Origin of the sequence: Agarivorans litoreus, from assembly GCF_019649015.1 — a bacterium.
GTDB lineage: Bacteria > Pseudomonadota > Gammaproteobacteria > Enterobacterales > Celerinatantimonadaceae > Agarivorans > Agarivorans litoreus.
Genome location: NZ_BLPI01000001.1, coordinates 1,948,249 through 1,969,462 on the forward strand (window position 1 = coordinate 1,948,249; position 21,214 = coordinate 1,969,462).

General features: G+C 45.6%; 25 protein-coding genes. 15 read left to right on the forward strand and 10 right to left on the reverse strand.

Annotation, left to right across the window (positions count from 1 at the left end):
• Positions 1-17: 17 nt before the first annotated feature.
• The 4 genes from fmt (at position 18) to K5L93_RS09005 (ending at position 5,202) form a co-directional block, all read left to right on the forward strand.
• Complete coding sequence (gene fmt, locus K5L93_RS08990; RefSeq protein WP_220719423.1) at positions 18-974, forward strand: methionyl-tRNA formyltransferase; 957 nt, start codon at positions 18-20, stop codon at positions 972-974.
• Entirely contained in the window at positions 967-2,289 is a 1,323-nt protein-coding gene (rsmB, locus tag K5L93_RS08995; protein WP_220719425.1) for a 16S rRNA (cytosine(967)-C(5))-methyltransferase RsmB, read from the forward strand. Before fmt ends, rsmB begins: the two co-directional genes overlap by 8 nt.
• A gap of 68 nt (positions 2,290-2,357) precedes the next feature.
• On the forward strand, positions 2,358-3,734 hold the full coding sequence (trkA, locus tag K5L93_RS09000) for a Trk system potassium transporter TrkA (RefSeq protein ID WP_152783785.1): 1,377 nt from the start codon (positions 2,358-2,360) through the stop codon (positions 3,732-3,734).
• Positions 3,735-3,744: 10 nt separating this feature from the next.
• A complete protein-coding gene (locus tag K5L93_RS09005; protein ID WP_373869973.1) occupies positions 3,745-5,202 on the forward strand; it encodes a TrkH family potassium uptake protein in 1,458 nt (485 codons plus the stop codon).
• Here the strand turns inward: K5L93_RS09005 and K5L93_RS09010 are convergent.
• Positions 5,199-5,429: a hypothetical protein gene (locus tag K5L93_RS09010; RefSeq protein WP_220719427.1), complete on the reverse strand. Its 231-nt coding sequence runs from the start codon at positions 5,427-5,429 to the stop codon at positions 5,199-5,201. The two genes, K5L93_RS09005 and K5L93_RS09010, sit on opposite strands and share 4 nt — an antisense overlap.
• Before the next feature lie 9 nt (positions 5,430-5,438).
• Entirely contained in the window at positions 5,439-5,828 is a 390-nt protein-coding gene (locus tag K5L93_RS09015; protein ID WP_220719428.1) for a SirB2 family protein, read from the reverse strand.
• A gap of 280 nt (positions 5,829-6,108) precedes the next feature.
• Between K5L93_RS09015 and K5L93_RS09020 the strand changes: the two genes are divergently transcribed.
• The 3 genes from K5L93_RS09020 to K5L93_RS09030 all read left to right on the forward strand — a co-directional run bounded on the left by K5L93_RS09020 (position 6,109) and on the right by K5L93_RS09030 (position 7,153).
• Positions 6,109-6,261, forward strand: a complete 153-nt coding sequence (locus K5L93_RS09020) for a hypothetical protein (RefSeq protein ID WP_220719430.1) — start codon at positions 6,109-6,111, stop codon at positions 6,259-6,261.
• 260 nt (positions 6,262-6,521) lie between these two features.
• Entirely contained in the window at positions 6,522-6,833 is a 312-nt protein-coding gene (locus K5L93_RS09025; RefSeq protein ID WP_220719431.1) for a DUF1820 family protein, read from the forward strand.
• Positions 6,830-7,153, forward strand: coding sequence for a hypothetical protein (locus K5L93_RS09030; RefSeq protein WP_220719432.1), 324 nt, complete (start codon positions 6,830-6,832; stop codon positions 7,151-7,153). Before K5L93_RS09025 ends, K5L93_RS09030 begins: the two co-directional genes overlap by 4 nt.
• A 284-nt stretch (positions 7,154-7,437) precedes the next feature.
• Here the strand turns inward: K5L93_RS09030 and K5L93_RS09035 are convergent, their stop codons facing one another.
• From K5L93_RS09035 to K5L93_RS09045, 3 genes are read right to left on the reverse strand one after another with little or no spacing between them, the layout of a single operon-like run.
• Positions 7,438-7,761 carry a YdbL family probable chaperone protein gene (locus K5L93_RS09035; protein ID WP_152783789.1) on the reverse strand — a complete coding sequence of 108 codons (324 nt, stop codon included), beginning with the start codon at positions 7,759-7,761 and terminating at the stop codon, positions 7,438-7,440.
• A 9-nt stretch (positions 7,762-7,770) separates the two neighbouring features.
• Positions 7,771-7,959, reverse strand: a complete 189-nt coding sequence (locus K5L93_RS09040; protein ID WP_016399913.1) for a YnbE family lipoprotein — start codon at positions 7,957-7,959, stop codon at positions 7,771-7,773.
• Positions 7,923-9,683, reverse strand: coding sequence for an intermembrane phospholipid transport protein YdbH family protein (locus K5L93_RS09045; protein ID WP_220719433.1), 1,761 nt, complete (start codon positions 9,681-9,683; stop codon positions 7,923-7,925). The genes K5L93_RS09040 and K5L93_RS09045 overlap by 37 nt, the downstream gene beginning before the upstream one ends.
• A 356-nt stretch (positions 9,684-10,039) precedes the next feature.
• Between K5L93_RS09045 and K5L93_RS09050 the strand changes: the two genes are divergently transcribed.
• Complete coding sequence (locus K5L93_RS09050; protein ID WP_040306597.1) at positions 10,040-10,408, forward strand: DUF2500 family protein; 369 nt, start codon at positions 10,040-10,042, stop codon at positions 10,406-10,408.
• On the opposite strand, the gene K5L93_RS09055 is transcribed toward K5L93_RS09050, so the two are convergent.
• The gene (locus K5L93_RS09055) at positions 10,355-11,275 is read right to left on the reverse strand and encodes a DMT family transporter (protein WP_220719434.1); all 921 of its coding nucleotides are present in this window, start codon (positions 11,273-11,275) and stop codon (positions 10,355-10,357) included. The two genes, K5L93_RS09050 and K5L93_RS09055, sit on opposite strands and share 54 nt — an antisense overlap.
• 135 nt (positions 11,276-11,410) lie before the next feature.
• Here K5L93_RS09055 and K5L93_RS09060 point away from each other — a divergent pair, with 135 nt between their 5' ends.
• From K5L93_RS09060 to K5L93_RS09090, 7 genes are all read left to right on the forward strand, one after another.
• A complete protein-coding gene (locus K5L93_RS09060; protein ID WP_220719435.1) occupies positions 11,411-11,866 on the forward strand; it encodes a DUF2214 family protein in 456 nt (151 codons plus the stop codon).
• 106 nt (positions 11,867-11,972) lie between these two features.
• Positions 11,973-12,977 carry an alpha/beta fold hydrolase gene (locus K5L93_RS09065; RefSeq protein WP_220719436.1) on the forward strand — a complete coding sequence of 335 codons (1,005 nt, stop codon included), beginning with the start codon at positions 11,973-11,975 and terminating at the stop codon, positions 12,975-12,977.
• 40 nt (positions 12,978-13,017) lie between these two features.
• Entirely contained in the window at positions 13,018-13,812 is a 795-nt protein-coding gene (locus tag K5L93_RS09070) for a Cof-type HAD-IIB family hydrolase (protein ID WP_220719437.1), read from the forward strand.
• 21 nt (positions 13,813-13,833) lie between these two features.
• Positions 13,834-15,360 (forward strand): COG3650 family protein, encoded by a 1,527-nt coding sequence (locus K5L93_RS09075; protein ID WP_220719438.1) that lies wholly within the window; start codon positions 13,834-13,836, stop codon positions 15,358-15,360.
• Between the two features lie 69 nt (positions 15,361-15,429).
• A complete protein-coding gene (locus K5L93_RS09080; protein WP_246615023.1) occupies positions 15,430-16,617 on the forward strand; it encodes a BaiN/RdsA family NAD(P)/FAD-dependent oxidoreductase in 1,188 nt (395 codons plus the stop codon).
• 23 nt (positions 16,618-16,640) lie between these two features.
• The gene (locus K5L93_RS09085; protein WP_220719442.1) at positions 16,641-16,910 is read left to right on the forward strand and encodes a hypothetical protein; all 270 of its coding nucleotides are present in this window, start codon (positions 16,641-16,643) and stop codon (positions 16,908-16,910) included.
• A 50-nt stretch (positions 16,911-16,960) separates the two neighbouring features.
• Entirely contained in the window at positions 16,961-18,172 is a 1,212-nt protein-coding gene (locus tag K5L93_RS09090) for an IS256 family transposase (protein WP_220718244.1), read from the forward strand.
• A 176-nt stretch (positions 18,173-18,348) separates the two neighbouring features.
• On the opposite strand, the gene K5L93_RS09095 is transcribed toward K5L93_RS09090, so the two are convergent.
• From K5L93_RS09095 to K5L93_RS09110, 4 genes are read right to left on the reverse strand one after another with little or no spacing between them, the layout of a single operon-like run.
• Positions 18,349-18,732, reverse strand: a complete 384-nt coding sequence (locus K5L93_RS09095; protein ID WP_220719444.1) for a hypothetical protein — start codon at positions 18,730-18,732, stop codon at positions 18,349-18,351.
• Between the two features lie 10 nt (positions 18,733-18,742).
• Positions 18,743-19,645, reverse strand: coding sequence for a peptidoglycan recognition protein family protein (locus K5L93_RS09100; protein ID WP_220719446.1), 903 nt, complete (start codon positions 19,643-19,645; stop codon positions 18,743-18,745).
• Positions 19,646-19,670: 25 nt separating this feature from the next.
• Positions 19,671-20,465: a PoNe immunity protein domain-containing protein gene (locus tag K5L93_RS09105; RefSeq protein ID WP_220719448.1), complete on the reverse strand. Its 795-nt coding sequence runs from the start codon at positions 20,463-20,465 to the stop codon at positions 19,671-19,673.
• The gene (locus K5L93_RS09110) at positions 20,462-21,211 is read right to left on the reverse strand and encodes a PoNe immunity protein domain-containing protein (protein WP_220719450.1); all 750 of its coding nucleotides are present in this window, start codon (positions 21,209-21,211) and stop codon (positions 20,462-20,464) included. Before K5L93_RS09110 ends, K5L93_RS09105 begins: the two co-directional genes overlap by 4 nt.
• Positions 21,212-21,214: the final 3 nt, after the last annotated feature.

Sequence of the window (21,214 nt, forward strand, 5' to 3'; positions counted from 1 at the left end):
CAAAGGTACAACACAGCATGACGCCATTGCGGATCATCTTTGCCGGCACGCCGGATTTTGCGGCGCGCCATCTAAGCGCATTAATTGCCAGTGACCACCAAGTCGTTGCCGCCTACACCCAGCCAGATCGCCCGGCGGGTCGCGGTAAAAAGCTGCAAGCTAGCCCGGTAAAACAGCTAGCGCTTGAGCACGGCATTGCAGTTTTCCAACCGGAAAACTTTAAGAGCGAAGAAGCACAACAGCAGTTAGCCGCGTTAAACGCCGATTTAATGGTAGTAGTGGCTTACGGTTTGCTGCTGCCTCAAGTTGTTTTAGATACACCGCGTTTAGGTTGTATTAATGTGCATGGTTCTTTATTACCTCGCTGGCGCGGAGCGGCACCGATTCAGCGCTCAATTTGGGCTGGCGATAGCCACTCGGGCGTGACCATCATGCAAATGGACATAGGTTTAGATACCGGTGACATGCTGTTATTAGATGAAGTTGAAATCGCCAAAGATGAAACCAGTGCATCACTGTATGACAAACTGGCCGAAGTAGGCCCGCACTCGCTGGTTAAAGCTGTTGAAGGTTTAGCCAACGGAGCGTTGAGCGCTACACCGCAAGACGATAGCCAAGCAAATTACGCCAAAAAGCTTAGCAAAGCAGAAGCATGTATCGATTGGCAACAAGATGCCGAATTTATCGAACGCTGCATTCGCGCCTTTAATCCTTGGCCAATGAGCTACTTCACCCTAGCGGATAAAAACATCAAGGTATGGCAAGCTAGCGTACAACAGCACTCTGGCCAACAGGCTCCAGGCACTATCATTGCGGCAGATAAACACGGCATTGTAGTGGCCACCGGCAAAGATGCTTTGCGCCTTGAGATAATTCAAATCCCAGGTAAAAAGGCCTTAGCCGCCGCAGACGTACTAAATGCTCGAAAAGAGTGGTTTGAACTGGGTGCAAAGCTGGAGACTGCTAATGGCTGAACAGCCAAAAACTAAGCAAATAAATGCCCGCGCAGCGGCTGCCAACATTTTGTATCAAGTGGTAGACCAAGGCCAGTCGCTAAGCCAAATGCTGCCACGAGTATTGCCTCAAGTAGTGACGCGCGATCACGCCTTGGTAAAAGAGCTATGTTTTGGAGTGTTGCGTTGGCTACCGCGCTTTGAAGCGGTACTACAGCAGCTAATGGATAAACCCTTAAAAGGCAAAATCCGCAATGGTCACTTTTTGCTAATGGTTGGCTTGTACCAGCTATTCTACATGCGAGTGCCAGCTCACGCGGCGGTGTCGGAGACTGTATCAGCCACCAGCCAGTTAAAACTGCATAGCCTAAAAAAACTGGTGAATGGCGTATTACGAAATGCCGAGCGCCAACGCGAGCAATTAGAGCCCCAGCTCACCGCCAACGACAGCTTACAATATTGCCACCCAAGCTGGATAAGCAAACGCTTAAAAGCCGCTTATCCAGAACAATGGGCGCAAATACTCGAAGCTAATAACCAACATGCTCCGATGTGGATAAGGGTAAACGCTCTACAAGGTGAACGCGATGCTTATCAAGCAGAGCTTGCGGCTTTAGATATCGCCAGCCAAAGTTCCACGCTGGCGCAGCAAGCCTTATGTTTAGACAAAGCACAGCCCGTGCATAAGTTACCACGCTTCGCCGAAGGTGCATCTTCGGTTCAAGATGGCGCCGCGCAAATGGCAGCCAGCTTATTGGATGCGCAGCCCGGTGAGCGTGTATTAGATGCCTGCGCCGCACCAGGCGGTAAAACCTGTCACATTCTAGAACTACAACCAGCATTAGCTGAACTGGTTGCGGTAGATACCGAACAAGCCCGCTTAAACCGTGTTACAGAGAACCTTGAGCGAATAGGTTTAACAGCTACTTTGCATTGTAACGACGCCAGCAAACCAGAACGTTGGAACGATCAGCTTTTCGACCGGATTTTGTTAGACGCCCCCTGCTCCGCCACTGGCGTTATACGTCGCCATCCCGACATCAAGTGGTTACGCCGTGATAGCGATATTGCGGAGTTAGTGAAACTACAAAAAGACATCTTAGAAGCGCTTTGGCAACAGTTAAAACCTGGCGGAGTCATGCTTTACGCGACCTGTTCGGTGTTGCCCGACGAAAATAGCCAGCAAATTGCGGCATTTTTGCAACAAACCGCGGATGCTGAACTGGTGCCAATTAACCAAGATGAAACAGCGACCCAACCTGGTTGGCAACTTTTACCCGGCAACAATAACATGGATGGTTTTTATTATGCTCGACTACGGAAAACCCTTCCTTAGGCTTGCCTTTCGCGCCATCAAGAGTAACACTAAAAAATAGCAATAAACGCTTAAGGTATTGTTAGCAAATGAAAATCATTATTCTTGGAGCGGGCCAAGTAGGTGGCACGTTAGCAGAAAACCTAGTGGGTGAGAAATCAGATATCACCCTGGTAGATACTAACCAAGACCGCTTGCGAGAGCTGCAAGATAAGTTTGATTTACAGGTTGTATTTGGTCATGCCGCCCACCCCAGCGTATTACGTGAGGCGGGTGCGCACGATGCCGACATGTTGGTCGCGGTAACGAACAGCGATGAGACCAATATGGCGGCTTGCCAGATTGCTTACACACTGTTTAATACCCCAAACAAAGTGGCGCGAATTCGCTCTGAAGAGTTGCTTGCCGAGAAAGAAGCGCTATTTTGTAATGAGGCGGTTCCGCTCGACCACTTAATCGCGCCCGAGCAACTGGTTACCGACTACATCAGCCGTTTAATTGACTACCCTGGCGCACTGCAGGTGATGCAATTTGCCCGAGGTCGAGTAGGTCTGGTAGCGATTAAAGCCTACTACGGGGGCCCTTTAGTAGGTAATGCCTTATCGGTATTACGCGACCACATGCCTGATATTGAAACCCGAGTAGCAGCAATTTTCCGCCAAGGACGCGCAATTCGCCCACAGGGCACCACTGTGATTGAAGCAGATGATGAGGTCTTTTTTGTTGCAGCCAGCGACCATATCCGCAAAGTCATGGCCGAATTGCAGAAACTTGAGAAACCCTATCGTCGCTTGATGATTGTTGGCGGCGGTAACATTGGCGCCGCGCTAGCTAAGCGCTTAGAAAGCCAATACAGCGTTAAGCTTATCGAACGTAACCAACGCCGCGCCGAGCAACTGGCAGAAATGCTAAACAATACCATCGTGTTTTGTGGTGATGCCTCAGATCAAGAGTTGCTCAGCGAAGAGAACATCGAACAAGTTGATGTATTTATCGCGGTTACTAACGATGATGAAGCCAACATCATGTCGGCCATGTTAGCCAAACGCATGGGCGCCAAAAAAGTGATGGTGCTAATTCAACGTGGTGCTTACGTAGAGTTGGTACAAGGCGGCACTATTGACATTGCTATCTCACCGCAGCAAGCGACTATCTCAGCCCTGCTTACCCATGTTCGACGTGCCGATATCGTAAATGTTTACTCACTGCGCCGCGGTGCAGCCGAAGCTATTGAAGCGATTGCGCATGGCGATAGCAATACATCAAAAGTGGTGGGGCGAAGCGTTGGTGAGTTAAAACTTCCTCCCGGTACCACCATTGGTGCAGTAGTGCGCGGTAACGAAGTGATCATTGCCCACGACGATACGGTGATTGAGCAAGATGACCACGTAGTGATGTTCTTAGTGGATAAGAAATTTATCCCTGAAGTTGAGCGTCTATTCCAGCCTAGTCCGTTCTTCCTGTAGGTTTTTTCACATGATGATTGCCCCCGATCTCAGGCCCATCATGTTTGTGACGGGTTTGGTATTGTCCAAACTCAGCCTACTAATGTTAGCGCCCTTAGCCATAGGCATGGCTTATGATGAGCCAGATTACGTCGAGTTTTTCTATACTATCGTTATCACTCAATCGGTGGCATTTGCCCTGATTCGCTGGGGTAAACGGCCCAATTTTAAACTCTCGGTGCGTGGCATGTTTTTGCTCACCACCACGGTCTGGTTAGTCGCTTCTGTATTTGGGGCACTACCGCTGTATCGAATAGACCACATAAGCTTTACCGATGCGTTTTTCGAAACCATGTCTGGGCTAACCACCACCGGTTCTACAGTACTGGCTGGCTTGGATCAAATGCCCAAAAGTGCCTTGCTATGGCGCTCTATGCTGCAATGGCTCGGTGGAATAGGCTTTATTGTTTTAAGTGTGGCGATTTTGCCGTTTTTGAATGTTGGCGGGATGCGTTTATTCCAAACCGAATCATCTGACTGGTCTGATAAAAACACCCCTAAAACCAAAAATGTCGCCAGCAACATGCTCAAGGTGTATTTGTTACTATCCATTCTTTGCGCCGGCGCTTATCACCTAACTGGCATGGACTGGTTTGAAGCGATTAATCATTCAATGACCACCATCTCAACCGGCGGTTACTCCACCTCCGATCAATCAATGGCGCATTTTAGCAATGCCAGCCACTGGGTAGGCAGCGTATTTATGTTACTCGGCGGCTTGCCTTTCTTGCTTTTGGTGCAATCGATTCGCCATAAAGATCCTCATTACATCTGGAAAGACGCCCAAGTTAGGGGTTTTGTGAGCTTAATTTTAGTGGTGGGCGGCATGATGAGCGTTTGGTTATGGTTACACGGTACCTTTTCACTATTAGATGCGCTGCGCATCAGCATTTTTAATATCATTTCAATTGTTACCACCACTGGTTACGGACTCACCGACTTTAGCCACTGGGGAAACTTCACCACCGTGTTATTTATCTTTTTAATGCTGGTTGGTGCCTGTTCGGGCTCTACGTCTGGAGGAATCAAAATATTCCGTTTTCAACTGGCTAGCGGCTTGTTTTCGCGCCAACTTAAACAGCTAGTTCATCCTAATGGTATTTACCCGCACCGCTACAATGGCCGAGTGGTAAGCGAGCAGCATATCCGCTCATTGGTTGCTTTTATTTTTGCCTTTTTCTTCACTCTAATTTTGTTAGCCAGCGGCTTAGCCTTGCTGGGTTTGGATCCGGTCACTGCGTTGTCAGGCGCAATGACCGCCTTAGCTAACGTAGGTCCAGGTTTGGGTAGAGTCATTGGCCCCGACCATAACTTTCATCTGTTACCAGATTCAGCCAAGTGGCTGTTGTCTTTAGGTATGCTGTTAGGGCGATTAGAAGTATTAACTGTACTGGTATTGTTTCTGCCGGCCTATTGGCGCTACCGTTAATGTTGGCGGCGATTTCGCGCCAAATAGGGGTTTAACCACCACCATAAGCCAAGGTAAACCAAGTACAAACCAACAATTATGGTTTTATGTTGGTTGGCGCCGGTATCCACAATCTCGAAATCAACGTTCATAATGTGGCAATACAGCCAGGCAATCACAATCGAACTGTAAATAATCGAGAAGCGCCACAAAGTAAGCAACAGTGAACGCAAAGCACCAAACAGCATAAGCAATACCTAAGCAAATAAGCCCAACGGAGAACGACTAAAAGCCACTACGAGTATTTGGGCAAATACCGCAATAGCGGCTAAACCGGCCAATAATCTCACTAGCTGATTTGGCGCTCGCTTAAGGGCAAACATCCCCAACACAATATACACCACCAACAGCACCACTTTAGCAGTTAGCCAATCTTGAGCGATGGGATATTGTTGCAGCATCACGCAAAGCAAAATAGCCGCAACCAGCAAACCAGTATCAATAATATGCGGTAGCACTTTTAACCAAGTGCGCTCGAGTAATGACGAACCAAATAAGGCAAGCATCCAGCGAAAAATAAATCCTAATATGCTTAGCATTGCCAAGCTCATATGTAGGTGTTTTACCATTGGATAGTATTCGAGCATTGCTTGTCCTTTCTGTATTCGCAAATTTTAGTCCGACCAGTGTATTAACTTGCATTTAATACCACAAACCTTTTTCTTGAGTAACAAACTCACAACATCTACTAGGTGGCTGATTAACAAAAGAATAACTGGACAATAATCACACCACAGCGGCAATACTGCTGTTTTATTCATCAATCCATCGCTAATAACGTGATCTAGCTCTCTTGGGAGATCTGCTAAACTGTGGGAGAGTGTCGCCACTATCTTATCTTTTTATTAACAAATGCCGGAGTTGGCCATGTCAGAAGCACCCAATATGCTACCTGCCATCGACATATTAATGTGTCATACAGGAGCCTCGTTTTTAGATGCATGCCAAGAATTAGGCGTAGACCCAAACGAAATAGCTGCAATTGGTTCTGAAGACCGATTAGATTCACAAGAAAATTAAATAAAAGGCAGCATTAGCTGCCTTTTTCATTTATAACACCGCCTATTCCCCCCGCCTAAAAATTGAGCAATTACTAAACAAACTTATACTTAAAAGGCCTTTACAACATAGCCTTAGCTCAATTTGCAAATAAGTGTAAATAGCGCACTTCTTCACTAGCTTTGCTTTTGTTTTTACAGGTACAATCGTTTGGATTTATGCCTATTTGTAGGTATTTTGAACCAATACTTTGCTTTAAAAGTCGATTAAACGGGTATCTCATGTCACAGCTGTATCGAGTGAATTTCATCTGTAACGGCAAAACTTATGAGCTATATGCTAAACAGGTAAATCAAGCCAGTTTATTTGGCTTTATTGAAGTGGGTGATTTTGTATTTGATGCTCGCGCCCAGTTGGTCGTTGACCCCAGCGAAGAAAAGTTAAAGACAGAGTTCTCAGGGGTAAATCGCACCATGGTACCTATGCATAACATCTTACGCATTGATGAAGTGGACAAACCGGGCAAATCTAAAATTCACGAAACCAGCAACATAACGCCCTTTCCTTCTGCCATTTACACACCTAAGCCATGAGCCAACAGAGCCCTATAGATTGGTTTAAACTAAAAGCGCAGTTTGGCAACGAACAGTTGCTAAAAGTGTGGTTAGCAGATGTTGTTAATGGCAGCGCACAAGAAGCTCAACAAATTAGACAAGCCATTGAAGACGGCAAAGTAAATAGTGGCTTATTACAACAGCTTCAAGGCATAGCCGCTTTGGTTTGTAGCCCTGCGCTTAGTACTTGGGTTAAGCAGTTGAAGCAGAGTGAACAACCGCAAGCAGATCTTGAAAAATGCTTAACTTGCTACCTTGAGGTAGTAGCTGAAATCACTCACTACCTCAAGCAACACTAGGGTCTGTTGATCTTTGCTGATGGTTTTTGCAGCAATAAATTAGCCATTTAGGCAAGGCAGTGAGTGTGCAGTTAAGTGGTCTTAATAATCACTCGCTAACGCTGAATAAATGGCTAAGAAATGCTGCCCGAAGGGTTCGGATAAGCGAACTTTACTCTTTGTTAAGCACTTCTTGCTTAGCCCACTAGGCTTCTAAGTGCTCGCCGCGATTAAAGCCCGCTTATCTCGAACAAAATTTCAACACCAAAGATCAACAGACCCTAACTACGCTGTAAATGTCGTAGTTAAGGTTTCTTTACCCAATCGCCCGAGGGAGATTGAATATAAGCGCCACTATCACTGCGCTCAATTGCTTTTTTGCCCGCCAGTGCAGCCACTTGTTGCTCGGTTAAACCGTTTTCTTTAGCAATTTGCTTGTATTTGGCTAAACGCTTTTGGTTAATACCATCCACTAAGGCTTTTACTTCAGCATTGTGGCTAACTATGCCTAACAAACCATTGGTTTGCTCACCCACCCAACCATTATTCTTTGCTTCACCTAAATCCAAGGCCGCTACAGAAAAGCTAAGGCTTAACAGTAAGGCTAGTATCCAGCTATTCCTTTTCATCATGCTCTCCTAAAACAGTCCGCTTTCATCACTAAATAAATCATCAAGTTGCTTATCAACGCGCACTCGAATTTCATGATCAATTTTTACATTTAGATTAACCGTAATCGGCTTATCTACCGCTACCTCTACCTTAGGTGTACAGGCCGCTAGGCCTAACACTAAAACGAGGGGGAAGAAGAAGTATCGTCTATCCATTGCTGCAGTTGTCCTGACAGTTGTTCGCCAATACGCAAACTACGTAGTAGCTGATAAATATTTTCTTGGTGACGGTAGTTCAAGGTCACCAACCGTGGGCTAACCTGCTGATTGCGCCCAATAAGTTTTACCTGCATGTCGAGTTGCCCATCTTCGGCAAAATCAACTTCGGCTGCAAGTGTTTCATAATCAAAGTCTTCTAATAAGCTTAACGCAAAATCGAGCGACGGGTGCTGTGCTTTAACTGCCACCAGCGATTGGTGAGTAAGTGCAATATGCCCTCTTGGCTCCTCAACGGCCAGCCTCCCCGCTGCAATCGCGATACCTTGCTCAGCAAAATGTACTGGTAGATTGCCCGATACCGATCCTTGCATGGTTAAGCCTAGTTCGGGATAAAGCTTCACTAACTCAGCGAGTTGCACCTTTTCCAACTCAAGATTGGCGACATTAGGTAATGCCAGCGCTAGCTGAGCTATCTTCGCTTCGCCGCCCAACACCTTAAAGCCAATATTTCGCATCATTACACTCTGCCACTGCGCCAATGGGGCAAATTCTGTTTGCTGCCAATTGAGGGCTAACTGCGATAAAGGTATGCCGATATCCCATTGCGCTAAGGTGAATAATCCAGAATGCTGCCAGCCCAACCGAGGCTGAAAATTAAATTCACTGGTTAACTTTCCACCGTCAAAGCGAAGCTCTCCCCATAGGGCATTAATATTCTGAGCCTTAAGTTCCCCACTAAGTTGCCCTTTTTGCCAAGTAAACCGCAGCTCAGCCGCAGCTGACAATAGATTGGCTGGTTTAGGCAAAGTGTAAAAGTGCTGCTGAAGCGCAATTAAGTCTTCACCGTTTAAGCGGCCGGTAATCGCCAACTCAGGCTGCAGTTGCCAACGCCCCTCCCCTTTAAGCTGCCACTCTGCAACATTCAGCTGCCATTTATGCTGCTGAAACTGCCAATCAGCAGCCGGCAGTGCTATTTCATCAAAGCTAAAGCCTGAGTGGGAAGCAGCTAACTGCCAGTTTTCCCAACCAGACAACTGCGCATCGAGTGTTGCTGCTAAGCTCGGCAGTTTTAGATTGGCGTTAACCAGTAGCTCATCCGATAAATTTGCCGCAATAGAAAACTGCAACTTGGCTAAGCGCTCGTCGGCTAACCAAGCTTGCTCAAAGTGCTGAGCTAAGGTTTTCAGCAAAAGCGACGCTAGTTGCCCGCTTAGCTGCAAGGTCTGCGCTTGCGTAGCAATGCTTAGCTCAATTTGGCTGCCTTGCATTTCGCTTAAACTCAACTGCCATTGCTGGTCTTGCTGTCTTAGCTTTAGCTTTCCTTCAACAAGAATTTGCTTACTGTGCCTTACAGTTAAGTGCTCAACTTCAATGCGGCTGCCATTAAACGCCACAGGAATGCTGAGAAGCTGAGTAAATAGTTGTTTAACCGGTACTTGCCATTGGGCAGGCTCAAAGGTGGCGCTTCCCTGCTTGCCTGAGCCCAGCAAACAACTCACATCAAGCTCTAGATGCTCAATCCTTAATATCAGTGGAAAGCTGCTTACCTTAAGCCCTTCAATATTCAGCTGCGGGCAGGCTCCCCAGGCGCCTTTGCCTAATGCGGCTTCCATTTTAGGGTTTGCGTAACAGGCAGCAGTAAACAACACGCTAAGCAGCAAGCTTAGTTGTAAAAATGTAGAGAAGCCCAAGAATAGGGGCTTGTGGTAACAACCACCCAAGCTAGATTCCTTTATTGCTATATCTCTAGCAGGAATACTAAGCGCTTTTGAGCGGAATAACGAGAAAACAAACAACACAATAAGCATTTGGGCTTGACGAATTGGGGCTATCCGACAAAAACTTAGTAAAACCAGCAGCTAAGGCTGCAAAACAGGAAACAACTATGATTATACCAATCACACTAAGTAAGTGATCAGCAATAAGGCAGGAAAAGTACTCGAGAACAAGGCAGGATTTTTCGATAAGTAGTTATTCTACAATCAAAAATTCTAAGGCAGTTATCGAGCATTTTAACCAGATAGAAACTGTTACTTAGTACGATTGGTATTACACAGCAAAGCAGGAGGAAGCGCTAATGCCTTGGTGGTGGTTTTTAGTCATGCTCATCATCGTGGGTATGGTGGTATATCAATTATGGCGTAACGTTCAGCAGCGCCGCTGGGACTCAGCCCAACCGCTACACAGCCTTTGGGTAACTGTATCAAAACGCGATGAGATCCCCATTACTCGTCCCGGTAAAGAAAATGAAGATAGGCATAAGCGTTATCGCTATTTTGTGGAATTTACCCCAGTGGAAGGCGGTGAGTCTCGCCGTTTTCAAATAAAACGTAAGCAGTTTCAAGATCTTACTCAAGACTTAACCGGTGAACTCACCATTCAAGGAAGCCGACTAGTGAGTTTTGAAGCTGGCGAACCGCCCGCGGATAGCAGCGAAGGGCAGTAACGCTACCAGTAAGCCAGCGGCGATTAGCAGTGCCCCTAAAGCATGATAAGCCGCTAGTTGCTCACCCAAAAAAGTCACGCTCAGCACGGCGCCAAATAAGGGCATTAAGTGAATGTATTGGCCAGCGATATTGGCTCCCACGCTTTTAACGCCATAATTCCAAGCCAAATAAGCCAGCAGAGAAGGAAAAACCGCTACATAAGCCAATGCTGCAATAGCATCATTAGACACTTCAAACGCGGCTTCAGGTAAATTTAGCCAATAAAATGGACTCAGCACTAAGGACCCAACAACCAGCGTGCAACCTAGAAATGCTGCTCCACCTAGCTCGGCAGGTTTATAGCGTAAGCCAATGGAATAAAGCGCCCACACTAAAGAGGATAAAACAATCCAACCATCGCCTTGGTTGATGCTAAAAGTCGCCAACTGCTGCCACTGCCCTTTCACCAACAAAGCCAATACACCAACAAAAGACAATACAATGCCCGCCATTTGCCGCAGGGTAATACCTTGTTTGAGCCAAACCCAACTCACTAGCAAAATAAATATCGGAATCATCGAGTTAATAATCAGTGCGTTGGTGGCAGTGGTATTTTGTAAACCGATATAAACACAGGAGTTAAACCCCGCCACACCTAAGCATGCCAAAATCGAAATACGTAGCCAATTTTGGCTAATCACTTCTCGCTGACGCCACATACTGCGATAAAGCAAGGGCATGGCAATCAGCATGGCTAAAGTCCAGCGCCAATAAGACAAAGACATCGCTGGCACTTGTTCTGAAATATAACGCCCAGTAACAAAATTTCCGGCCCAGAATAGTGGCGGTAGAACCAGCAAGCCATAAGCCAGTAGCTTTCCTTTCATAAAACCTTCCTTCTCCACTCTAGACGTCAATGACTTAGGGCTGTTAGGGTATAGCATCGGGCTGGGATTTGCAGTACTATCCGCCATCGCGCGGTAGCGCTTTCTAAAACATTACTATTTCATGGATAACGATCAATGAGTCTAATAGAGGCGATTAATGCAGGACTGCATGTGACAGCAATTATTTTGCTGGCAGGTGCGCTGTACTCTGAAGCCTTTTTGTTCCGCCGCGGAATGACCCAAGATGATGTAAAAAAGTTGCTGTTGGCCGACGCCACCCACGCTTTTTCTACGGTATTGATTTTTATCACCGGCGCTTTACGGCTGTTTTTGTTTCACAGCACTAGCCATACTTACCTCGACAACCCATTCTTCGCCTTAAAAATGCTACTGTTTTTTGTTGTGGTATTGTTGTCCCTTTATCCTTCAGCCACCTTTTATCGATGGCGCAAAGCCTTAAAACAAGGCAAACCATCGATGATTAGCTATCGCCAACACTCCTCGGTCATCTGGCTAATTCGTTTAGAGCTTGGGGTGCTACTGTTAATTCCGATGCTAGTAACGCTAGCCCGTGCGGGGTTTGGTGATTAATCACTGATTGCCCCTGTATTAAGGTTAATCACTAGATATTTCTGTTCTTATTCATACGCCTGTTGTATAGATAAATGTTGATATTTAGCCAGCAGAGGTTAGCACCATGAGTACATCCATTTATCAACTTAGCCAAGAGCACGAGCTGGCCACGGTGTACCCACAAAAAATCCAACCTTACTGCGCTAAATATGCCAGCGAAGCCAGTTTTGTTGGTGTGCAAGGCTTAAGCATAAAGTACCTAAAACTAACGGCCGCCGAACCCAGCAACAAGGTAATTGTGGTTTCACCAGGGCGAACCGAAGCCTATTTAAAGTACCATGAACTAGCTTATGACCTCGCCCAACAAGGCTACGATGTGTTCATTATCGACCACCGAGGCCAAGGTTTATCTGATCGTGAAAGCGCCCACTGGCAACCCGGTGATGTAGCCAGTTTTCAATACTACGTTGATGATTTAGCCACGCTTATTGAACAGCACGATTTGCTGCACAATTACCAACAGCGGTTTATATTGGCGCACTCGATGGGCGGCGCTATCGCCGCTCATTACTTACAACAGTTTCCCAACACCTTTAATGCTGCTGCCTTATCTGCCCCTATGTTTGGGATTAATTTAGGCATGTTACCCAAATCAATTGCAACCCGCTTAGCAGCCATTATGAGCAAGCTTGAACGGCAACTTAAGCGTGGCCCCTACTATGCAGTTGGCCAATCTGATTACAAACACTGCAGCTTTAAAAATAATCACTTAACCCACAGTGAACAACGCTTTAAGCAGATGCAAGCCGTGTATCTAGCCCACCCCAAGATTCAGCTAGGCGGGCCAACCAATCGCTGGTTAGACCAAAGCTTTACCGCCATGCAACAAATCATTGAACGCGCCAACACAATCAGCGTTCCACTACTATTATTACAAGCAGAACAAGATGAAATTGTAACCGCTGAGGGCCAGCGCGCTTTTTTTCAAGCGCTAGGAACTAAAAGCAGCGCATCAGCACAATTCAAGATTATTGCTGGCGCAAAACACGAAATACTGTTCGAAAGCGACTCGATGCGAAACCCTGCTTTAAGCAGTATTCTCAACTTTTTCGAACAGCACGCTAATTAAGGGCTACGTCGCTTTTGCGGGCTAGCTAAGGAGCATCACTATGTATCAGCTTATAGCCACCGATCTCGACGGCACATTGCTCAACGGCGAGCACCAAATCTCAGAATACACGCTGCAAACCATTACCCGCTTGTACCAGCAAAACGTTAAGTTTTTAATTGCCACCGGTCGCCATTACATTGATGTGCGTCCCATTGCCGAGCAGTTTGATTTTCCGATGTACTTAATCACCTCTAACGGCGCCAGAGTGCATAATAAGCAAGGTGAAGTGCTATTTAGGGCCGACTTAACTTCGCAAGAAATTGACCGCATTTTGGATATATCTTCCCACTACACACTCCATCGAAATATTTACCATGAAGATAACTGGTACGTTGAGCAAGAAAACGACTATGTCCGCTCGTTTAATCAACACTCAGGCTTTGATTATCAGTTAACTGACTTCTCCACCTTAGAACACCAACACATTTGTAAGTTATTTTTTGTGGCGGATCACGAGGTATTACTCAAGCTAGAAAAAGACTTCATCGAAGCCTTTGGCGATAGCCTAAATATCACCTTTTCACTACCCGATTGCTTAGAGGTAATGGCGCAAAAAGCCAATAAAGGCGAGGCGCTAAAAGCGGTATTGGCGCAGAAATCGATAGCGCCAGAGCACTGTATTGCCTTTGGTGATGGCCTTAATGATAAAGAAATGCTTAGTCTAGTAGGAAAAGGTGTGATCATGGCCAACGCGCATGACCGTTTGAAGTTGACTTTACCTCACTTAGAACAAACACTTAGCAACAAAGAAAATGGAGTTGCTGAATATTTGATCGGCACTTTTAAGTTGTAATTGTCATCTTAAGGAAAGGTAATGAGGCTTGTTAAAACACTTAGCTTAGCAATTTTTAGCTGTATCACATTGTTAGGGTGCTCCCAAACGCCTCCGCCGGAACCCCCAAAAAAAGTAGAGCCCGTTAAAGTACCGGCAAAACTTAACCCGCTTACTCCGCTAAAAGGGAGCCTCACCCTTAGCGCACCAGGTGCTATCTTCACTCCTTGTCAGGGGGATAAACAATACTGGGTTGAGCTGTCTTCAGCAGATAAACAAGTACTGAGCCGTTTTGCCAACAACGCAAGCATCTACGTAGAGCTTATGGGCCGTTTTGCCAACGTGGGCAAGCAAGCTCCACAAGCCGACTACCTAGCCAAAATAACTCCTGATGAATGGCAATACTTGGCTTCTGAAGGCCCAGGCTGCAAGCTTGATATTGCCGAGCTTAGTGCGTGGGGCAATGAGCCAGGTTGGAGAATAGATATTGAAGACAACAAATTATTGCTCAACACCATGTCAGGGGCAGCCAATAAAACCATTACCCGCAGCGGTATTGATAAGGGCTTGCATTATTGGCAAGCCGGCAGCGAACTCTACCTTAGCGTATCTAAACAGCAATGTTTAGGCACTATGGTGGATAGTATTTATTCCTATAGCGCCGAGTTAACCTATAAAGGCAAAATCTACCAAGGTTGTGCACGACGCCCATTCCAACAGAATTTGGAGCAACTTGCTGGCTACTACAAAGTTAAGCTTCCCACTGCATCTGGCTCTGGTCGCGTAGTGGATTTAAGCCTAAACGCCGACTTTAGTGCCGAACTGCAAAACACCTACCTTGAAGAAGAAAAAACCTTTAGCGAGAAGGGCTACTGGTACCCGCTTAATGAATCCAGCTTGGCCTTAACCTTAAGCCAAAGTAACCACCAGCAAGTAAAAAGCGACATGATATTTGACTGGGACGGGCGACTACTGCGTTTACGCAACCCAGAATCACTACAGCAAGGCAGTGCTGGGCTAAACATGATGAAAATGGATGGCCCTCCAGTGGCTTTAGGCACCAGCAAAAAAGTCTACCACCAACGTACCTTTGAACCTGCTACCTTAATGGCCAGTAGCGACTACGACCCTGAAGTTGAAGCAGCCTTAAAACAATACTTTAAATTGCACCGCACCGAACTAAACGGCACCAAATACCAATGGTGGAAGTTTGATCTAAATGGCGATGGTAAAGACGAAATCATCACCTATGTAGACTGGTGCGGCAGTGGTGGATGTAGCTTATTGATATTTGAAGCCAAAGATAACAATCACCGTTTCTTAAGCAAAACTACATTGGTGCATACTCCATTTTATCTTGCCACTTCGAGTAATGCTCGCTGGCAAGACTTGCTACTAGAAGTATCTGGCGGCGGAGCCTCTCCAGGTTTACGTTTACTGCGCTTCGACGGCCTAAGTTACCCACTTAACCCAAGCCTGCAACCAGAAGCACCACAGCCAGCGCCAGTAAGCGGGATTACCTTCTATGCAGAAGCCTTTAGCAAAGGGGCTGGACGAGCGTTAAACTAAGCTCACATCATTTGCTAGCTCAATACCTAGGCTAGCGGTACAATGCCCCTGATTTTTCAGGGGCAAGTTATGACACAACAATTCGACGTTATCATTATTGGCGCAGGCGCCGCAGGCTTAATGTGTGCGGCTACCGCAGGCTATCGTGGGCGCTCGGTGTTGGTGATTGATAACGCCAAAAAAGCAGGCCGAAAAATCCTTATTAGTGGCGGCGGTCGTTGTAACTTTACTAATCAGAGTGTTAGCCCAGACAACTTCTTATGTGGTAACCCCCACTTTGTTAAATCCGCTCTGGCACGCTACCCCTCAAGTAATTTTATTGAGTTAGTCGAGCGCCACGGCATCGAATACCACGAACGCGATCATGGCCAATTGTTCTGTAACGACAGTGCTAAAGACATCGTAGACTTGCTGCTCACCGAATGCGATTGGGCGGGCGTTACCATTAGCCTACGTAGCGAAATCAAATACGTAAAACAACTCGATGAACAACAGTTTGAAGTGCACGCTGGCGGTCAATGCTACCAAGCCAGCTCCTTGGTAATCGCAACCGGCGGGCTATCTATGCCTAAACTGGGTGCCACTCCATTTGGCTACAAATTGGCAGAACAGTTTGGCCTTAAGGTACTACCCACTAGAGCCGGTTTAGTGCCATTTACTTGGCATAGCGATCAAAAAGAGCGCTTTGAAGCCCTCTCGGGTATCGCGGTGCCAAGCTGCATTACTGCCGCTAACGGCAAGCAATTTAGCGAAGCGCTATTATTTACCCACCGCGGCTTATCAGGCCCTGCCATATTGCAAATATCTAACTATTGGCAGCCCGGTGAAGCGGTAAGCATCAACCTATTACCCAAGCAAGATGCCGCCTCCTTGATCGAACAGGTATTATCGCAACATCCCAAACAAAGCCTAAAAAACACCTTAAGCCAATGGCTGCCCAAACGCCTGGTAGAAGCACTATTTGACGAAAACACGCTAGCCAAAGCGCTTAATCAGCTAGGCCATGGCGAACGCGACAGTATTGCTGCCAAGCTAAACAATTGGCAAATCACCATGAATGGCACCGAAGGCTACCGCACCGCCGAAGTCACCCTTGGCGGCGTAGACACTAACGAACTCAGCTCCAAAACCATGCAAGCCAATAATGTAAAAGGCCTCTACTTTATTGGCGAAGTCATGGACGTAACCGGTTGGCTGGGGGGCTTTAACTTCCAATGGGCATGGGCCAGTGGCGTAGCCTGCGGCCTAGATTGCTAATTAATTTTAGGAATGACCTAAACATGGACAAAGAAAACTACTTAGTATTTTGTAAAGCTGAGCTACGCAGCGTGTTTTTGAGCACCAAAGCGGGTAAACCAGATAACAAACTAAAGTACCGAGTTGAAGGCCTGTTTCACGCAGCAAAGTTACTGGGGTTACTCAGCACCGAGCAAGCAAACGCCATAATAGAATCAGAACACCAAGCGGTATTTGGTGAAAGCGTTAGCGAAAGGCTCAAGCGCAAAACTCAACTCAAGCAGCTAAAAGAAAGCGATCCGAGCCTGTCCTAAATTCTGTGTAACTGTCTAAACTTAAAGCCGTAATGGCTAAGGATAGGCACATGGATAAGAAAGCACTTGAAGCTTTTGCTATAGAAGCTGCAAAGGGAATCAAAACTCCCGATGATTTAACTGAATTCAGCCAGATGCTCAAAAAAATCACTGTTGAAGCGGCACTCAACGCTGAAATGGATGAGCATCTTGGTTATGAAAAACACAAACCTTCCAAGTCGAATAATACCCGCAATGGAAAGAGCACTAAGCGCGTAAAAACCGAAGACGGAGAGTTTGAGCTTGATACTCCTAGGGATCGCCTTGGCTCTTTTGACCCCAAGCTGGTCAAAAAACATCAAACACGATTTACCTCCATGGATGACAAGATCTTGTGGCTCTATGCGCAAGGTATGAGTACGCGTGACATCGTGAATGCTTTCGATGAGTGGTACGGGGCCGAGATATCACCCAGCCTAGTTTCGCGTGTCACAAATGCGGTGATGGAGGAAATTGTGGAGTGGCAATCTAGACCACTCGATGCCATTTATCCTATCGTCTATCTCGACTGCATCGTGGTCAAAATCCGCCAAGACAAACGCATTATCAATAAATCTATCTTCCTTGCTTTGGGCATTAACACCGACGGCCAGAAAGAGTTAATGGGCATGTGGATAGCCGAAAACGAGGGTGCTAAGTTTTGGCTGAGTGTTCTAACTGAACTCAATCAACGTGGTGTTGAAGATATACTTATCGCCTGTGTAGATGGCCTGAAGGGCTTCCCTGATGCGATCAATACCGTCTTCCCCCAAACACATATCCAGCTTTGCATAGTCCATATGGTGCGAAACTCATTGAAGTATGTATCCTGGAAAGACTACAAGGCGGTTACAGCCGACCTGAAGCGTGTGTATCGCTCAGCTACAGAAGATGAAGCTTTACTTGAGCTGGAGCGCTTTAGCGAAGTCTGGGATAGCCAGTATCCGCAAATCTCCAAATCTTGGCGCAATCACTGGCAGAACCTCAATACGCTCTTTAACTACCCTGAAGATATCCGTCGGGCCATTTACACCACCAATGCGATTGAGTCTCTCAACAGCGTAATACGCAAGGCACTAAAGAAGCGGAAACTCTTCCCAAACGATGAGGCCGCAACCAAGATGGTGTACTTAGCAATCAAAGACGCCAGCAAGAAATGGACAATGCCCATTCAAAACTGGCGCCAAGCTATGAGTCGGTTTATTATCGAGTTCGAGGAACGTCTAGAAAAACACATTAACTAGATGGCAGATACACAGAATCTGTTACAGCCTCAGCGATCCCGATGCCTACTTTAATATTCCAACAGTAGAGCGCCTTTAAACGCTGTTTAGCTTAAAGCTAAAACCTAGTTGTAGTTTTTGCATATTGACTGAAAATCAAATTAGAGCAACCACTACTTGTTGCTCTAGGGCAATTGTTATTTCATGCGATTACAACAACCACTATAGACGTTCTCACCCATGGCAAACGTAACATCATACTCATAAGCAAAATCAGACATATCATCTGAACATTGCTCTGTTTTACTAAGTGAAATTGTAATTTTTCCTTCTTTAGAATCAGCACCCTGTATAATCCAACGATTAGTGTGATTGATCGAAGCTAGCTTTTCCTTTAGTTCAAACATGGTGATATTGTCATCAATGTCACTATATTTAATCACTCCATCTTCTACATCTAAACCCCAAAAAGGCTCAGTACCTAAGCATTGCAATTGGGTCGCACTCGACGACGCTACTCCCATGAAGCTTAGGACCACAAGTCCTAGACAAGTGCTTAGAACAGATACGACTTTTCTCATACTATAAACCTTAAATTAGTTGACCAGCAGAACGACCAAAAAGCTTTTCTTTAGTTTTCTTCCCTGCAATTCCATCATTCTTTAGCTTGTTGCTTAACTGAAATGCTTTAACTTGTTTTTCTGTACCAAGACCGAATTTACCGTCCGCCAACAGTTTGTAGCCTTTTACGGTTAGTTGTTTTTGTAGTAACTTCACCGCATTACCTTTACAGCCTCTTTTCAGAGTCCCCATTGCTTCTAGAGTTTTAGGTCCTACTATTCCATCAGCTTTTAAACCTACTGATTTCTGGTACGCTTCTACACTTTGCTGAGTAGCTTGACCAAAAACACCATCTTTTTTTGTCGGAAAGCCAGCATCATTTAAGAAGGTTTGTAGCTCCTGAACTTTTTGTCCTTTCGCAAATAACTCCAGAATACCATTGAAGATAAATTGGCTACTTAAGTAACTTGAGATGGTTCCCGAAGTCTTAGTTATTTTGCCATTCTCATCTAGGCTCAATACTTTTTTGTAATCAAATACAGGGCATGTTTTAGCTGACACTTCACAGTGTCCTCGGAACACTATTTTCTTTTCTCCATAGCTACTCTCTATTTGTGAACATAAAGACTTTAGTGAAGAAAATTGAGCTTCGGTAAATTTTGCTACATCTAAACCATGCAAACAAATAGCAATACTTCCAGTGTTATGACCTTTCTGTGCAGCAGGTACTTTTTCTATACTGCGTCCTTCATGAATATCTCCATTCTTACTAATAAAGAAATGATACCCAATTTCACTAAAGCCACGTTTTACGTGCCAAGATTGCATCGTTTTTACGTTATCATGAGCGGCGTTATCTGAAGCGCTACAATGCAAAAATACTGAATGAACGCTTCTACTTGGCTTCTTAAAAGAAAAGCTTCCTGCCGACATATAGATCTCCTTAGTTATCTAAAAATTAGTTACTTACTAGCTCAACTGGCACCATCACATGCTCACGAATAGCATCTGCTGGAATACAGAAAAGCGAGGCAACTAAGCTTGCTTCAAGGCACCAGTAACCAACGTAATAGTCGGTATATTCAAATTCGCACTCGCACAAATGATTATCATACCAATCTGCATCTTCTAGGCTGTCGTACCACTGTCGAATAAAAACATTAAGATGCTCTGCCTGAACCTCTCCATCACTGTTGATGGCATCCAATAAAGGTTGATAAACAGTGGGGTAATAAAGTGTGGGAGACATGGGGCGGTCTGTATCACCTAGCTTGTTGGCGATACTATCTAATAGTGCATCACGTCCCTGTTCACCAATTATGTCTATAGCTTGTTGAATATGTGCTTTCTCTGCATCTACAGCAACCAACAAGGCTAACCACCATAAAACATAAACATAGCGATTAACATTAGCCGAACCGCAAGCTTCACCCACACCACCTAAACACTCAAAGTCATGGCGGTAACACTGGTGTGCTGCGGGCAGTTTATCTGCAGTAGCACTCAGCTGTTGACGATAAGGCAATATCGCCAACACAGATGACTTAAGCGAGGCCATATCGCTGCCATAAGAGTAATGGCTTACTGCCCGCATGATGGCGAGTTGGTAGAGTTGCTGGGTAACATCAACTTGTTCACTCAGCGAGGTAAAAACCTCATTATCTAAAGCTTGTTGGGTTTCTGCTAAGGCTTCATCTAAATCGCTTATCAGCTCGCTAAAATAGGCTTCGTCACGGCGTTGGTCTCGAATCACTGCTCACTCCAGTGAACCAAATCTTTAGGGTAGTATTGGTGGTCGATATAGAGGCTATCGTCTATCTCATAAAGCTTAGTGACTAATGCCGCTTCCCAGCACCAGTAGCCTTTGTAAGTATCTGTATCCATTAAATGTAGCTCAGGGCTACCTTCTAACTTGTACCACGCCTCTAAGTAAGCCAACATCAGCTGAGGGCGCTGCGCAGGCTCTGCTTCAATTACTTTATACAGTTTATTGAAGCGGCGTTTGAACAAGACGCTCTCTGCCACTTCGCGCTCGGTATCGCCCAGCCTAACCGCGATGTTATCAAACAAGGCATCTCGACCTTGGTTTCCAATTAAATCTAAGACCTCTTGGTAGTATGTTTGGCCCATGTTTAGGCAGTAAGCAAAAGCAAACCATTTTAGACTTTGCTCTAAATCACTTTGGTGTAACTCTTCCCAATTGATGCGTTCTTTTTGCTCGTTTTCAGGTAAAGCATCAGCAAAATATTTTTGCTGTTCTCTGCAATGTAAAACCTTTTTCAAGTGAGCCTTAAACAGGCTTAAGTCATCGCCTCTCGCATAACGAACATGCATCAGCCCCATAAATAAATTAACTAGACCAAAAGCAACCTTCATCTGAACAACGATTCGGCTATCAACGGTGGAACTTAGTTTTTCTAAATCCTCTTGAATACAGTCTTCTTCAAAATCAACGTATTCATCATAATAAGCTTTATCTCGTAGAGCTTCTCTTAGCATCAC